This is a genomic window from Bradyrhizobium embrapense, from assembly GCF_001189235.2.
GTDB lineage: Bacteria > Pseudomonadota > Alphaproteobacteria > Rhizobiales > Xanthobacteraceae > Bradyrhizobium > Bradyrhizobium embrapense.
The window spans coordinates 217,848-232,946 of sequence record NZ_LFIP02000001.1 but is presented as its reverse complement, the minus strand read 5'-3'; the positions used below and the strand labels follow the sequence as shown (position 1 = coordinate 232,946).

Here is a 15,099-nt window from a genome sequence, read left to right as displayed (position 1 = left end):
CTGACCATGGACCGCTCAAAACTCTACCGGCGTTTCCGCACGCTTTTGATCGCCAACCGCGGCGAGATCGCCTGCCGCGTCATCCGCTCGGCGCGTGCCATGGGGCTGCGCACCGTCGCGGTCTATTCCGAGGCCGATCGCGATGCGATGCATGTCGCGCTCGCCGACGAGGCCGTGCTGCTCGGGCCCGCACGGGCGCGCGACAGCTATCTCAACATCGAGCGCGTCATCGCCGCTGCCAAGCAGACCGGCGCGGAAGCGGTGCATCCCGGCTACGGCTTCCTGTCCGAAAATGCCGAGTTCGCGCAGGCCTGTCTCGATGCCGGCCTGGTCTTCGTCGGCCCGACCGCCGCGATGATGACCGCGATGGGTTCGAAATCCGGCTCGAAGGCGCTGATGGAGAAGGCCGGCGTGCCGCTGGTGCCCGGCTATCACGGCGAGGCGCAGGACGAGGCGATCCTGGCGGAGGCTGCCAACCGGATCGGCTTCCCGGTGCTGGTGAAGGCGTCGGCCGGCGGCGGCGGCCGCGGCATGCGCGTGGTCAATTCTGCGGGCGAACTGTCCGCCGCGATCACCAGCGCCAAGCGCGAGGCCAAGGCGGCGTTCGGCGACGACCGCATGCTGATCGAGAAATACGTGCAGAACCCGCGCCATATCGAGGTGCAGATCATCGGCGACAGCCACGGCAATCTGCTCTCGCTGTGGGAGCGCGAATGCACGCTGCAGCGCCGGCACCAGAAGGTGATCGAGGAGGCGCCGTCGCCGACGCTGAACGCCGCGCAGCGCGAGACGGTCTGCGAGGCCGCGCGCAAGGCGGCCGGTGCGGTCGACTACGTCGGCGCCGGCACGATCGAGTTCGTCTCCGACGGCAAGGACGTGTTCTTCATCGAGATGAACACCCGCCTGCAGGTCGAGCATCCCGTCACCGAGTTGATCACCGGTGTCGATCTCGTCGAATGGCAGCTGCGCGTCGCCTTCGGTGAGGCGCTGCCGCTGAAGCAAAACGAGATCAAGCTCAATGGCCACGCCATCGAGGCGCGCGTCTACGCAGAAAATCCGCAGAAGAACTTCATGCCTTCGGTCGGCCGCATCAAGACCTGGCGGACGCCGCCCGAGGGCGAGGGCCTGCGCATCGATGCCGGCTACCGCAGTGGTGATAACGTCTCGCCGTACTACGACGCGATGCTTGCCAAGGTGATCGCCTGGGCGCCGACGCGCGAAGGCGCGATCGAGAAGCTCAACCGTGGGCTGGAGCAGACCGACGTCCGCGGCATCGTCACCAACATCCCATTCCTGTCGGCGCTGGTGACGCATCCCGCCACCAGGGCCAACGCGATCGATACCGGCTTCATCGAGCGCGAGCTGAAGAACCTGACATCAGGCGCCGGCGCGGCCGGCGAGTTCGAGCTGTGCGCGGCGGCGGCTGCGATCGTGAACGCCGAGCAGACGGCGGCGCGGCGCGAGGCGAACTCGCCCTGGCAGGCGTTCGGCTGGATGCCGGTCGGCCGTCGCCAGCGGGTGTTTTCGTTCCGGCAGGGCCACGAGCCCGCCCACACCATCACGCTGCACTATGGCAACGGACCGTCGACGCTCTCCGTCGGCGGGCGCGAGCTTGCCCTTGCGATTTCGTCATCCGGTGATGACGGCTTCGACCTGACGCTCGACGGCCTCAAATCGCGCGTCGCCTCTGTGATCGAGGGCCACGAGCTCTACTTGCGTACCCGCAACGGCCGCTTCGACCTGCACTGGGTCGACCCGTTCGGCGGCGAGAGCGAGGAGCAGGTCGGCGAGGACAAGATCGTGGCGCCCTTGCCGGGCACCGTGGTCGCACTGCTGGCCGAGGAGGGCGCGACGCTCGAGAAGGGCGCCCCGATCCTCACGCTCGAAGTCATGAAGATGGAGCAGACCCTGCGCGCGCCCTATGCCGGGGTGCTGAAGAAGCTCAAATGCAAGGTCGGCGACATCGTCGGCGAGGGCGTCGAGCTTGCCGAAGTCGAGGCTGCGGCCGCGTCATGAGCGATCAGATCCACATCGTCGAGATGGGGCCGCGCGACGGCCTGCAGAACGAGAAGACGCCGGTCAGTGTCGAGGCGCGCATCGCCTTTGTCGAGGCGCTGGTGGCGGCGGGGCTTGGCACCGTCGAGGTCGGCGCCTTCGTGTCGCCGAAGGCGATCCCGCAGATGGCGAGCTCCGACCAGGTGCTGCGCGGCGTCAGCCACATCAAGGGCGCCGAATTCCACGTGCTGGTGCCGAACGAGAAGGGCTATGACGCCGCGCGCGCGGCCGGCGCCCAGATCGTCTCGGTGTTCGCGGCGGCCTCCGAGGGCTTCTCGCGCGCCAACATCAACTGTTCGATCGCGGAATCGATCGAGCGCTTCAAGCCTGTGCTGGCGCGCGCCAAGGCCGATGGCGTCAAGGTGCGCGGCTATATCTCCTGCGTGCTGGGTTGTCCGTTCGACGGTGAGATCAAGCCGAAGGCGGTCGCCGATCTCGCAGTGACCCTTTGGGATCTCGGTTGCTACGAGATCTCGCTCGGCGACACCATCGGCGTCGGCACGCCGCTCAAGGCCAAGGAGATGCTGCGCGCGGTCGGCGCCGAGCTGCCGGTCGCCAACCTCGCGATGCACTTCCACGACACCTATGGCCAGGCGCTCGCCAATCTCTATGCCGGCATGGAGGAGGGCGTTCGCGTGATCGATGCCGCCGCCGGCGGCCTCGGCGGCTGCCCCTACGCGCCCGGGGCCACCGGCAACGTCGCGACCGAGGATGTCGTCTATATGCTCGAAGGCATGGGCGTGAACACCGGTGTCGACATGGAGAAGCTGCTGGCTGCGACGAACGAGGTCGCCGGCTTGCTCGGCCGTCCGCCGGTCAGCCGCGTCGCCTGCGCGCTGAACGCAAAGCGGAAGCGGCTCGGCGGGTCGTAGTCCTCCAACGCACGGGTTCCAGGAATCGAATGATGGAACCTGTTTTGCAGCGCACACCGCCTTTTGCTCTGGGTCAAAACGCCTCGAAAGCGTTCATGGCTTGGTGACTCAAACATGCTGATGTGAGCGGGCTCGCAATTGCTCCAGGTGCGTCTCGCCATGTCCGGACAGGTGTCAGCTTCCCGCGGCCGAACGTTTCTGGCCGGAAAGATCGTCTTCAATTTCGGCCGCTCGGCCTTCGATTGCACGGTCCGGCAGCTCACCGATACGGGCGCGACCGTGGAACTCGAAAGTGTGGTCGGCATTCCCGACCTGGTCCAATTGCTGATCGTCGGCACCAATCAGGTGCGACCATGCAAGCGGTTGTGGCAGTCGGACCGCCAGCTCGGCCTGGCCTTCGAGGCGCAGCAGGCGACCGCTGCGGCTCCTGCGGCTGCCGTGTCTGCCGTTCCTGCGCCATCGGCCATGCCGGAGCGGCGCGCCGGCGATATCTTGCGCGGGCACATGCTGGCGCTGCGTGCGGCGCTCGATCAGATCCCGGTCGGCATCCTGCTCCTGGACGCAGAGCTGAAAGCTCTCTTCATCAACCGCGCGTTCCGGAACATGTGGCAGCTTCCGGACGCGGTGGCCGACCGCAACCCCAGCTTCACCGATCTGATGCATCACGGCTGCAAGATCATGGCCTATGAGCTGCCGGCTGAGCAGCTTCAAGCCTACGTCGCCGAACGCGTCCGCCTCGTCGCCGTCGGCGACGCAAACCCGATCGATCTCAGGCGCAGCAACGGCGATGTGGTGCGGTGTCAGTGCACGCCGCTGCCCGACGGCGGCCGGATGGTGAGCTACACGCCGGTAACCGATATCGTGCGCGCATCGGACAAGTTGAAGGTGCTCACCGGCGCGCTCGAGAACGTGGAGGACGGCGTCGTCCTCCTCGACCGCGATCTCAATGCGGTCTTCCTTAACCGCCGAATGCGTGAATTCTGGGAGGTGAGCGAGGAGGAAGTGGAGCGGCATCCGGCCTACATGACGCTGCTCACGCGCAATCGCCGGGCAGTCCCGACGGGCTCGACCCCGGAGCAGATCAGAGCCTTTCCGGCAAAGCGGATCGCGGAGATCAAGGCGGGCGATCACAAGCGCGACGTGCAGACGCCTGATGGCCGCAACATCAGGATCCATTGCTCGACGATGGCGAACGGCGGCCGGATGCTGACCTTTGTCGACGTGACAGATCTTGTCGGTAACGCGCGTCAGCTCGAGGTGCTCGCGACCACCGATCCGCTCACCGGGCTGTTCAACCGCAGGCACTTCCTGACCACGCTGGATGCAGAGTGGAGCCGGTTCCAGCGCTACTATCGCTCCGTCTCCGTCCTGATGGTCGATATCGACTACTTCAAGAGCATCAATGACCGGTTCGGTCACGCGGCCGGCGACGAGGCCATCAAGGCCGTCGCCGAGATTTGCACGCGCGGCAAGCGCAAGTCCGATGTTGTCGGCCGCGTCGGAGGCGAGGAGTTCGCGGTTCTGCTGCCGGAAACGACGTTGTCGCGCGCCCGAACCGTCGCCGAGCGCATTCGCAGGAGGGCGGAAGGGTTGGCGTTGCGGGCGGACGATCGTCCGATGCGACTGACGGTGAGCATCGGCGTTGCCGAGGCCATCACAAGCATGCCCGGGATCGAGGCGCTGATGAAGGCCGCCGATGCGGCGCTCTACCAGGCCAAGGACCGCGGCCGGAATCGCGTTGAGTGCTGGGCGCCTCCGGCGCCGCCGAAGCTGGCGGCTGAGTAGATTGCAGGAAGGGTGGAGCTACTTGTCCGCGTAGCGAGGGCACAAATCCACAAGTCAGGCGCGTTTCTTCGAGGGATGGCAACGTTAGGGTCATTTGGCGAGGCACCGGTCAGGTTCCCATAAGGACCGATAATACATGGTTGCCCGGGAGCCACGATTGTTGCGTCATCGCAACAGTTACTCGGCATTTAACCCTAAACACAGCTGGTCCGTAGTCACGCCGCTTTTTGGCCACACCCTGACATGAAAGGATATTCACCTAGCTGAATAGCCAGCGCTCGCGACAACGGGACTTTTGGTCGGTTCCGGCGTTGTTGGAGGAAAGAGCGTCGGGAACAGGGTCGCGATGGACGCCAAGGTGGACGGCAAGACGAACATCAAGGGCAGGTTGCCGAGCCGTCACGTGACGGAAGGCCCCGAACGCGCGCCGCATCGTTCCTATCTCTATGCGATGGGGCTGACGACAGCCCAGATTCATCAACCGTTTGTCGGCGTTGCTTCATGTTGGAATGAAGCTGCTCCCTGCAACATTTCGCTGATGCGCCAGGCCCAGGCGGTGAAGAAGGGCGTGGCTTCGGCCGGCGGCACGCCGCGCGAGTTCTGCACCATCACCGTCACCGACGGCATCGCGATGGGCCATGACGGCATGCGCTCGTCGCTGCCGTCACGCGAATGCATCGCCGATTCGGTGGAACTTACCGTCCGTGGCCATTCCTATGATGCGCTGGTCGGGCTCGCCGGCTGCGACAAGTCGCTGCCGGGCATGATGATGGCGATGGTCCGCCTCAACGTGCCGTCGATCTTCATTTATGGCGGCTCCATCCTGCCGGGCAACTTCCGCGGGCAGCCGGTCACCGTACAGGACATGTTCGAGGCGGTTGGCAAGCACTCGGTCGGCGCCATGTCGGACGAGGACCTCGACGAGATCGAGCGGGTGGCGTGCCCGTCGGCCGGCGCCTGCGGCGCCCAGTTCACCGCCAACACCATGGCGACCGTCTCCGAGGCGATTGGCCTCGCGCTGCCGTATTCGGCCGGGGCCCCGGCGCCGTACGAGATCCGCGACTCCTTCTGCGCCGCCGCAGGCGAGAAAGTGATGGAGCTGATCGAGAAAAACATCCGGCCCCGCGACATTGTCACCCGGGAAGCCCTTGAAAATGCTGCGGCCGTGGTTGCAGCCTCAGGTGGTTCGACCAATGCTGCGCTGCACCTGCCGGCGATCGCCCATGAGTGCGGCATCAAGTTCAATCTGTTCGACGTTGCCGAAATCTTCAAAAAGACTCCTTACGTCGCGGATTTGAAGCCGGGCGGCCGTTATGTTGCCAAAGACATGTTTGAAGTTGGCGGCATTCCGCTGCTGATGAAAACGCTGCTCGACAATGGCCACCTGCACGGGAATTGCCTGACCGTCACTGGCCGAACGATCGCCGAAAACCTCAAAAGCGTGAAATGGAATCCGCACCAGGACGTGGTGCGGCCCGCCGACAATCCGATCACCGTGACAGGTGGCGTTGTCGGACTGAAGGGTAATCTCGCTCCGGAGGGTGCGATCGTGAAGGTCGCGGGAATGTCCAACTTGAAGTTCACCGGTCCGGCCCGGTGCTTCGACCGCGAGGAAGACGCCTTCGAGGCGGTGCAGAAGCGCACCTACAAGGAAGGCGAAGTGATTGTGATCCGCTACGAGGGGCCGAAGGGCGGTCCCGGGATGCGGGAGATGCTGGCGACCACGGCGGCGCTGACCGGGCAGGGGATGGGCGGCAAGATTGCCCTGATCACCGATGGCCGGTTTTCCGGCGCCACCCGTGGCTTCTGCATCGGCCATATTGGACCCGAAGCGGCCGTCGGCGGGCCGATCGGGCTATTGCAGGACGGCGACATCATCGAGATCGATGCGGTCGCCGGCACACTTGACGTAAAATTGAGCGACGCCGAGCTCGCAAATCGTAAGACCAAATGGGCCCCTCGGGCGACTAACCACACATCTGGTGCGCTGTGGAAGTACGCCGAGCAAGTGGGGCCGGCGGTGGATGGCGCAGTCACCCATCCGGGTGGCGCGCACGAGAAACAGTGTTATGCGGACGTTTAGGCGTACGATATTGGCGTTTGCGTTAGGGGCCATTCCGGTGGCGGGCCCCGGATTCGGATTCGACGGCGCCCCGGTCAGCCCCCAGGATACCGTTCTTCCGGTGGTCGCGCCGCAGCCCGGTACGGCCAGCGCGTTGAAGCGGGCCACGACGCCGGTTGCCCCCGCGGCGACCGTGCCGACCTCGTCCTTCAGCACGCTGCAGTACCAGGCCGAGGGCGGTCACCCCGTGGCGCAGTGGAAGCTCGGCAAGATGTACGCCGAGGGCGACGGCGTTATCCAGGACGACATGCGCGCCTTCGAGTATTTCAGCCGGATCGCCAATGCGCATGCCGAGGATTCGCCGTCGGCGCCGCAGGCCTCGATCGTGGCCAACGCGTTCGTGGCGCTCGGCCGCTATTATCTGAGCGGCATCCCCAATTCCAAGGTGAAGGCGGACACCGAGCGGGCGCGGGAGATGTTCTCCTATGCCGCGTCCTATTTCGGCAATGCCGACGCCCAGTACGACCTTGCCCGGCTGTACCTGAAGACGCCTGACGCCTCGCGGGACGATTTCCGCTATGGCGCACGCTGGCTCGGGCTCGCGGCCCAGAAGGGCCAGCATCAGGCGCAGGCGCTGCTTGGCCAGATGCTGTTCAACGGCGACCGGCTGCCGCCGCAGCGGGCCCGTGGCCTGATGTGGCTGACCCTGGCGCGCGACAGCGCAACGCCCGACGAGGCCTGGATCAAGGAAAGCTACAACCGGGCCATCGCCAAGGCGTCCGAGGACGACCGGGCGATGGCGCTGCAGATGCTCGAGCATTGGGTGCAGGGTCGTCGCGATTAGAGGCCGGGATTGATGTTCCGGGCGGCCCCAATCGTTTGATCCGCAAGGCTCAGGGTGTCTCGAAATCGAGATCGGCCCAGACCGGGACATGGTCGGACGGCTTCTCCCAGGCGCGGACATAGCTGTCGATCCCGACATCGATCAGCCGGTCGCTTGCCTGCGCCGACATCAGGAGATGGTCGATGCGCAGGCCCCAGTTCTTCTGCCAGGCGCCGGCCTGGTAGTCCCAAAAGGTGTACTGGCCGGGCTCGTCATTGACCGCGCGCAGTGCATCGGTCAGGCCGAGGCCGAGCAGCGACTGGAAGGCCTCGCGGGTCTGAGGCCGGAACAGGGCATCGTCGGCCCACGCAGCCGGATTGTAGACGTCGCGGGCGGCCGGAATGACATTGAAGTCGCCGGCCAGGATCAGCGGCTCCTCGGCCTTGAGCCGTTCCCGCGCGTACTCAAGAAGCCGCGACATCCATTTGAGCTTGTAGGGGTATTTGTCGGTATTGGCGGGGTTGCCATTGGGCAGGTAAAGGCACGCCACCCGCACCACGCCCTGCTTCAGCGTGACAACGCCTTCGAGAAAGCGGGCATGGGCGTCCTCGTCGTCGCCGGCGAGGCCCGATTTGGTCTCGTCGAACGGCAGCTTGGAGAGCAGCGCGACGCCGTTGAAGGTCTTCTGGCCGTGGGTGACGACATTATACCCGAGCGCCTCGACCTCGAGCCGGGGAAACGCGTCGTCGACGCATTTGATCTCCTGCAGGCAGACGATATCGGGGGAGCACTCCTTCAGCCAGGCGACCAGAAGTTCGATCCGTTGCCGGACCGAGTTGACGTTCCACGTAGCGATGCGAACTGCCATCGGACTTCCTTCATTGATGGGACACGCGACCGAGCCCCCGCTTAGACCAAGCGCTTCCGCATTTCGATGTGTGGGATGCCGGCTTCCTCGAATTCATCGCCGACCCGCTCGAACCCGGCGCGCGCGTAGAACGGTTCCGCGTGCGTCTGCGCGTTGAGGATCAGTTCGGGATAGCCGAGTTCGGCCGCCTTGGCCATCAGTGCGTCCAGCACGCGGGCGCCGATGCCGGTGCCGCGCGCTGGTTTGAGCACGGCCATGCGGCCGATATGACCATCGGGCAGCAGCCGGCCCGTCGCAACCGCCATGCCGTCATCGGCAAACGCCAGCGCATGCCAGCTCGACGCGTCCAAGTCGTCCCATTCCAGTTCTACCGGCACGCGCTGCTCCTCGACGAAGACGCTGTAGCGGATGGCACGGGAGCGTTGGCGGGCCTCTTCCCAGGTGCAGACAAGAACGGAGCTGGACATAAGGTCGCGATTCGGGGGAGCCGCAGGATTTTTCTTAGGTGGCATACCATGGGCTGTCCGCCTGTGCTAACCCTCCCCAGAAACAAGGCGTAACAATTGCCGATGGGGGAGTTGCGAGGCGTCCCGGCCTTCAAGGATAGTCGGCGGCGCACGTGCAAGACGTATGAAAAAACGCAATTTGGTTCTGACTGTCGCTGTTCTCGGCATTGCGGCCGGGGCGGCTTACGTGATCCGCGCTTCATGGATGGGGGGCAACGCCTCCACCGTGCAGGGGACGCCGCGGCCGCGGGTGGTCTCGGTGGATCTCGCCAAGGCTGAACGCAAATCGGTGCCGGTCGATGTCGACGCGATCGGACAGGTCACGCCGATCTCCAGCGTGGCGCTGAAGTCGCGGCTGGAGACCACCATCGTCTCGGTGCATTTCGAGGATGGCGCCAAGGTCAATGAGGGCGACCTGCTGTTCATGCTCGACGCGCGGCAGATCGAGGCCCAGATCGAGCAGGCCGAGGGCGTGCTGGCCCGCGACCAGGCCCAGCTCGAGGGCGCCCAGCGCGACCTCCGCCGCTATACCGATCTGGTCGGCAAGGGCGCCACCACCCAGGTCAATCTGGATAACGCAAAAACCCAGTCCGACGTCCTGATCGGCACCATCAAGGCCGACCAGTTCGCGCTGGAAAACCTCCGCGTCCAGAAGAGCTACACCGTGATCCGCGCACCGTTCGCGGGCCGGATCAGCGCCGCCAACGTCAAGGTCGGGAACTTCGTCCGCCCCGCCGACACCCAGCCGCTCGCGGTCATCAACCAGATGGCACCGGTCTACGTCACCTTCGCCATTCCCCAGCGCGCGCTGGTCGATCTGCGCGACGCCATGGCGAAGGGCGATTCCCAGGTGATCGCGACCATTCCCGGCCACCAGCGCTCCGAGAGCGGCAAGGTCGCGATGGTCGAAAACGCCGTCGATGCCACCACCGGCATGGTCACGGTGCGCGGCATCATGAACAATGCGAGCGAGACGCTCTGGCCCGGCACCATCGTGCAGACCAAGCTGATCATCCGCAGCGAGGAGGCCGTCGTGGTGCCGACGGTCGCGGTGCAGCGCAGCCAGAACGGCAATTTCGTTTTCGTCGTCCAGGACGGCACAGCCGAGGTCCGGCCGGTCAAGGTCGATCGCACCTTCCAGGGCTCGTCGGTGATCTCGGACGGATTGGCGGGCGATGAAAGCGTCGTCGTCGACGGCCAATTGCTGCTGTCGGAGGGATCGCGGGTCGAGCTGCGGGCACGCAAGGCCGGAGCCTGACCGATGACGCTGTCCGAGCTCTGCATCCGCCGTCCGGTGATGACGACGCTGATCACGGCGTCGATCATCGCATTCGGCGTGTTCGGCTTCCGTCTGCTGCCGGTCTCGGCGCTGCCCAAAGTGGATTTCCCGACCATCGCGGTCACCGCCACGCTGCCGGGCGCCAGCGCCGACACCATGGCCGCCTCGGTCGCCGGCATCATCGAGCGCCAACTCTCGACCATTGCCGGCATCTCCTCGATGAACTCGAACTCCTCGCAGGGCACGAGCGTCATCACCATCCAGTTCGACCTCAACCGCAACATCGACGCCGCCGCGCTCGACGTGCAGACCGCATTGACGATCGCGCAGCGCCGGCTGCCGATCGAGATGACAATTCCGCCGAGCTTCCGGAAGGTGAACCCGGCCGATTTCCCGGTCCTGTTCGTCTCGTTGGGCTCGGCGACGCTGCCGCTGTCGTCGGTCAACGAATATGGCGACATCACGATCGGACAGGCGCTGTCGCAGCTGCCGGGCGTCGCCCAGGTCTTGATTTACGGCGCGCAGAAATTCGCGATCCGGGTCCAGGCCGATCCGGAGGCTGCTGCCGCCCGCGGCGTCTCGATGGAGGACATCCGCGCGGCGGTGTCGCGCGCCAATTCCTCGACCCCGGTCGGCACGCTGAACGGCCCCAAGCAGGACGTCGCGCTGCAGGCCTCCGGCCAGATGGACAAGGCGGCAGATTATCGCCAGATCTACGTCGCCTGGCGCAACGGCTCGCCGGTCCGGCTCGACGAGATCGCCAAGGTCTATGACAGCGTCGAGAACGACAAGATCGCGACCTGGATGAACGACGAGCGGGCGATCGTGCTCGCGATCCAGAAGCAGCCCGACGCCAACACCGTGGCGGTGGTGGACGCCGTGCTAGCCAAGCTGCCGTCGCTGCGTGCCGCGATCCCGCCCTCGGTGACCATGCAGGTCATGATGGACCGTTCGGTCTCGATCCGGCAGGCGGTCAGCGACGTCGAGGAGACTCTGCTGATCGCGATCGCGCTGGTGATCCTCGTGATCTTCCTGTTCCTGCGCTCGGCGTCGGCGACCTTCATCCCGGCGCTGGCGGTGCCGATCTCGCTGTTCGGCACTTGCGCCGCGATGTACGCGCTGGATTACTCGATCAACAACATGACGCTGCTGGCGCTGACGCTCTCGGTCGGCTTCGTGGTCGACGACGCCATCGTCATGCTGGAGAACATCGTGCGCCATATCGAGCACGGCATGAAGCCGTTCGAGGCGGCGCTGAAGGGCGCCCGCGAGATCGGCTTTACCATCATCTCGATCACCTTCTCGCTGATCGCCGTGTTCATCCCGGTGCTCTTGATGGGCGGCATCGTCGGCCGCGTGTTCCGCGAATTCGCCGTCACGATCTCGGTCGCGATCATCGTCTCCGGCTTCGTGTCGCTGACCCTGACGCCGATGCTGTGCGCCCGCGTGCTGCGCGCGCATGACGCCACCAAGCGGCCGAATATCGTGCTGCGGGCGTTCGAGGCGATGTTCGAGGCCTGGCTGCGCGCCTATGAATGGGCGCTGGACTGGGTGCTGGCCAAGAAGGCCCTGATGCTGATCGTGACGCTGGCGACGCTTGGCGGCACCGTCTATCTCTACATGATCGTGCCGAAGGGCTTCTTCCCGCAGGAAGACACCGGCTTCCTGATCGGCGTAACGGAAGCGGCGACCGACACCTCTTTCGAGGCGATGAAGGTGCGCCAGCAGGCGCTGGTCGATGTGATGCGCACCGATCCGGCGATCGATTACATCAATTCGACCGTCGGCTCCGGCGGTCCCAATCCGACAACCAATTACGGCCGCCTGTTCATCGCGCTGAAGCCGCAGAAAACCCGCGACAATGCCGCCGTGGTGATCGGGCGGTTGCGCCAGAAGGCGCGCGAGATCCCGGGCATGCAGGCGTTCTTCCAGAGCGTCCAGAACCTCAACATCGGCGGCCGCATCTCCAAGAGCCAGTACCAGTATGTGATGCAGAGCGGCGATACCGAGGCGCTGTACCGGCTGGCGCCGGAGATGCGCGACAAGATCGAGAAGATCGCAGGGCTGCTCGACGTTACCACCGACCTCTACATCAAGAACCCGCAGATGACGGTCGACATCGACCGCGAGAAGGCGGCGGTCTACGGCGTCACCGTCGACCAGGTCCGCAACCAGCTCTACAACGCCTATGGCGCGCGGCAGGTCGGCACCATCTACATGCCGTCGAACGACTACCAGATCATCCTGGAGGTGCAGCCGCAGTTCCGCGTCGACCCGTCGGATCTGTCGAAACTTTACATGAAGACCGCGAACGGCCAGACCATTCCGCTCGATGCGGTGGCGAAGCTGGTGCCGACGGTCGGGCCGTTGCAGATCAACCATCAGGGCCAGCAGCCGGCGGTGACGATCTCGTTCAATCTGGCGCCTGGCATTTCGCTCGGCTACGCGGTCGACAAGATCACCGAGCTCGAGCAGAACGCGAATTTGCCGCCGACGATTGCGACCGGATTCTCCGGCACCGCGCAGGTGTTCCAGGATTCGCTGCGCGGGCAGGGTGTCGTGATCCTCGCCGCCGTGTTCGCGGCCTTCGTGATCCTCGGCATCCTCTATGAGAGCTTCATCCACCCGATCACCATCATCTCCGGCCTGCCGTCGGCCGGCATCGGCGCGATCCTGACGCTGATGCTGTTCGGGATGGAGCTGTCCGTGATCGCGATGATCGGCATCGTGATGCTGGTCGGCATCGTCAAGAAGAACGCGATCATGATGGTCGACTTTGCGCTGGAGCGCCGCCGCGTCGGCCTCAGCGCCGAGCACGCGATCCGCGAGGCGGCGCTGCTGCGCTTCCGCCCGATCATGATGACGACGTTCGCGGCGATCTTCGGCACGCTGCCGATCGCACTTGGCGCCGGCGCCGGCGCCGAACTGCGTCAGCCGCTCGGCGTCGCCGTGGTCGGCGGCCTCTGCGTGTCGCAGCTGCTGACGCTGTTCATCACGCCGGTGATCTACATCTATCTCGACCGCATCGACCGCCGGCTGCGCCGCAAGCTCGATCCGCAGGCGGATGGCGACGTCGAGCGGCCGCAGGTGGTCGCGGCGGAATAGTCAGCCGTGCCGCGCGAGCCGCAAAACGATTCGCGAAGAAACCACCCAGGATGCGGAAGCGTTAGATCGAGAAGCTGGTGCCGCAGCCGCAGGAAGCAGTGGCGTTCGGGTTGACGACGCGGAACGAGGCGCCGATCAGGTCGTCGACGAAGTCGACTTCCGAGCCCGCGAGGAACGGCACCGAGGCGGGGTCGATCAGCACCACGGCGCTGTCGCGCTCGATCACGAGGTCGTCATCGGCCTGGGTGCGCTCGACGTCGAACTTGTACTGGAAACCGGAGCAGCCGCCGCCCTCGACGGAAATGCGCAGCTTGGCGCCGGCGCCTTCCTTGCTGAGGATCTGCCCGATCCGGCGGGCGGCCCGTTCGCTGACGGTGATGGCAGCAGTCATGTCGGTCTCCGAAACCTTATTTGAGCATGGTCTGATCGGATCATGCCCGGCGTCATGCCCAATTCATTTGGTCGGCCGCCTCAGGCATAGTTAAGTGCGTCGAACCATGGAATCAAATGGATAAGGACTAAAATACCGTGTCGGTCGGAATGGCTGCCCCCCGCGCGCCTTATGCCTGCGACCCCGACCGCAGCCGCGGCCGGCTTGTCACGGAGCCGCCGAGCCGGACCCGCAGCCCATTCCGGCGCGACTGCGACCGGGTGATCCATTCCACCGCGTTCCGTCGGCTCAAGCACAAGACCCAGGTCTTCGTCTTCCACGAGGGCGATCATTACCGCACCCGGTTGACCCACTCGCTGGAAGTCGCGCAAATCGCCCGCGCGCTGGCCCGCCAGCTCGGGGTCGACGAGGATCTGACCGAGACGCTGGCGCTGGCGCACGACCTCGGCCATCCGCCGTTCGGGCATGCCGGGGAGCGGGCGCTCGACGACTGCCTCAAGGAGGACGGCGGCTTCGACCACAATGCGCAGGCGCTGCGGGTCGTCACCTCGCTGGAGCATCGCTACCCCGAATTCGGCGGGCTGAACCTGACCTGGGAATCGCTCGAGGGCATCGTCAAGCACAACGGGCCGCTGACCGAACGCAACGGCGCACCTCGCGGTCGTTACCTCGATAGCGGCCTTCCGATCGGGATCGCCGACTACAACCAGACTTACGACCTCGAGCTCTGGAGCTATGCCTCGCTCGAGGCGCAGATCGCGGCCTTCGCCGACGACATCGCCTATGACGCGCACGATATCGACGACGGCCTGCGCGCCGGCCTGTTTGCGGTCGACGACCTCAAGGAGATGCCGCTGACGGCGGAGATCATCGCCGAGATCGATCGCCATTATCCCGGGCTCGACGAGGTCCGGCGCGGCGCCGAGCTGGTACGTGAGCTGATCTCACATTTCATCAGCGCTGTCTTCAACGAGGCGACCCGGCGCCTCGCGGCCGCCCAGCCGCAATCGGCTGAAGACGTGCGCCACCACAACGCGCCACTGATCGCGTTTCCGCCCGAGGTGGCCGAGCAGGAGGCGGCGATCAAGGCGTTCCTGTTCCGGCGGATGTATCGCCACCGGCGGGTCATGCTTGTGATGCGGGAGGCGGAGCAGGTGGTGCGCAATCTGTATGAGCGCTACCGGCAATCGCCGGGGGACCTGCCGGCGGAATGGATCGAGGGCAGCGTGCAGGAGACCGGCAGCGCGCGGAACAGGCGGATCGGCAATTTCATTGCCGGGATGACCGACCGTTTTGCCCTGATCGAGCACCAAAGGCTTTTTGACTCGACCCCGGATTTGCGTTAGCGCCCTG

11 protein-coding genes are annotated in these 15,099 nt (G+C 65.3%); 8 read left to right on the top strand and 3 right to left on the bottom strand.

Annotation, left to right across the window (positions count from 1 at the left end):
• The first annotated feature begins 6 nt into the window (after nucleotides 1–6).
• From AKN83_RS01470 to AKN83_RS01450, 5 genes are all read left to right on the top strand, one after another.
• On the top strand, nucleotides 7–2,016 hold the full coding sequence (locus AKN83_RS01470; RefSeq protein ID WP_050400543.1) for an acetyl/propionyl/methylcrotonyl-CoA carboxylase subunit alpha: 2,010 nt from the start codon (nucleotides 7–9) through the stop codon (nucleotides 2,014–2,016).
• Nucleotides 2,013–2,927: a hydroxymethylglutaryl-CoA lyase gene (locus AKN83_RS01465; protein WP_050400542.1), complete on the top strand. Its 915-nt coding sequence runs from the start codon at nucleotides 2,013–2,015 to the stop codon at nucleotides 2,925–2,927. Before AKN83_RS01470 ends, AKN83_RS01465 begins: the two co-directional genes overlap by 4 nt.
• Before the next feature lie 159 nt (nucleotides 2,928–3,086).
• A complete protein-coding gene (locus AKN83_RS01460; RefSeq protein ID WP_050400541.1) occupies nucleotides 3,087–4,712 on the top strand; it encodes a sensor domain-containing diguanylate cyclase in 1,626 nt (541 codons plus the stop codon).
• 358 nt (nucleotides 4,713–5,070) lie between these two features.
• Entirely contained in the window at nucleotides 5,071–6,795 is a 1,725-nt protein-coding gene (ilvD, locus tag AKN83_RS01455) for a dihydroxy-acid dehydratase (RefSeq protein ID WP_050400633.1), read from the top strand.
• Nucleotides 6,782–7,618 carry a tetratricopeptide repeat protein gene (locus tag AKN83_RS01450; RefSeq protein ID WP_050400540.1) on the top strand — a complete coding sequence of 279 codons (837 nt, stop codon included), beginning with the start codon at nucleotides 6,782–6,784 and terminating at the stop codon, nucleotides 7,616–7,618. The genes ilvD and AKN83_RS01450 overlap by 14 nt, the downstream gene beginning before the upstream one ends.
• A gap of 49 nt (nucleotides 7,619–7,667) precedes the next feature.
• Here AKN83_RS01450 and xth read toward each other — a convergent pair whose 3' ends face one another.
• On the bottom strand, nucleotides 7,668–8,465 hold the full coding sequence (gene xth, locus AKN83_RS01445; protein ID WP_050400539.1) for an exodeoxyribonuclease III: 798 nt from the start codon (nucleotides 8,463–8,465) through the stop codon (nucleotides 7,668–7,670).
• 41 nt (nucleotides 8,466–8,506) lie between these two features.
• Complete coding sequence (locus tag AKN83_RS01440; RefSeq protein WP_050400538.1) at nucleotides 8,507–8,932, bottom strand: GNAT family N-acetyltransferase; 426 nt, start codon at nucleotides 8,930–8,932, stop codon at nucleotides 8,507–8,509.
• 163 nt (nucleotides 8,933–9,095) lie between these two features.
• Here AKN83_RS01440 and AKN83_RS01435 point away from each other — a divergent pair, with 163 nt between their 5' ends.
• Together AKN83_RS01435 and AKN83_RS01430 are read left to right on the top strand one after the other, a co-directional pair.
• Nucleotides 9,096–10,229, top strand: a complete 1,134-nt coding sequence (locus tag AKN83_RS01435) for an efflux RND transporter periplasmic adaptor subunit (protein WP_050400537.1) — start codon at nucleotides 9,096–9,098, stop codon at nucleotides 10,227–10,229.
• 3 nt (nucleotides 10,230–10,232) lie between these two features.
• Nucleotides 10,233–13,355: an efflux RND transporter permease subunit gene (locus AKN83_RS01430; RefSeq protein ID WP_050400536.1), complete on the top strand. Its 3,123-nt coding sequence runs from the start codon at nucleotides 10,233–10,235 to the stop codon at nucleotides 13,353–13,355.
• A 61-nt stretch (nucleotides 13,356–13,416) separates the two neighbouring features.
• Here the strand turns inward: AKN83_RS01430 and erpA are convergent, their stop codons facing one another.
• Nucleotides 13,417–13,746 (bottom strand): iron-sulfur cluster insertion protein ErpA, encoded by a 330-nt coding sequence (gene erpA / locus AKN83_RS01425; RefSeq protein ID WP_050400535.1) that lies wholly within the window; start codon nucleotides 13,744–13,746, stop codon nucleotides 13,417–13,419.
• 137 nt (nucleotides 13,747–13,883) lie between these two features.
• Between erpA and AKN83_RS01420 the strand changes: the two genes are divergently transcribed.
• Nucleotides 13,884–15,092: a deoxyguanosinetriphosphate triphosphohydrolase gene (locus AKN83_RS01420; RefSeq protein ID WP_083991873.1), complete on the top strand. Its 1,209-nt coding sequence runs from the start codon at nucleotides 13,884–13,886 to the stop codon at nucleotides 15,090–15,092.
• Nucleotides 15,093–15,099: the final 7 nt, after the last annotated feature.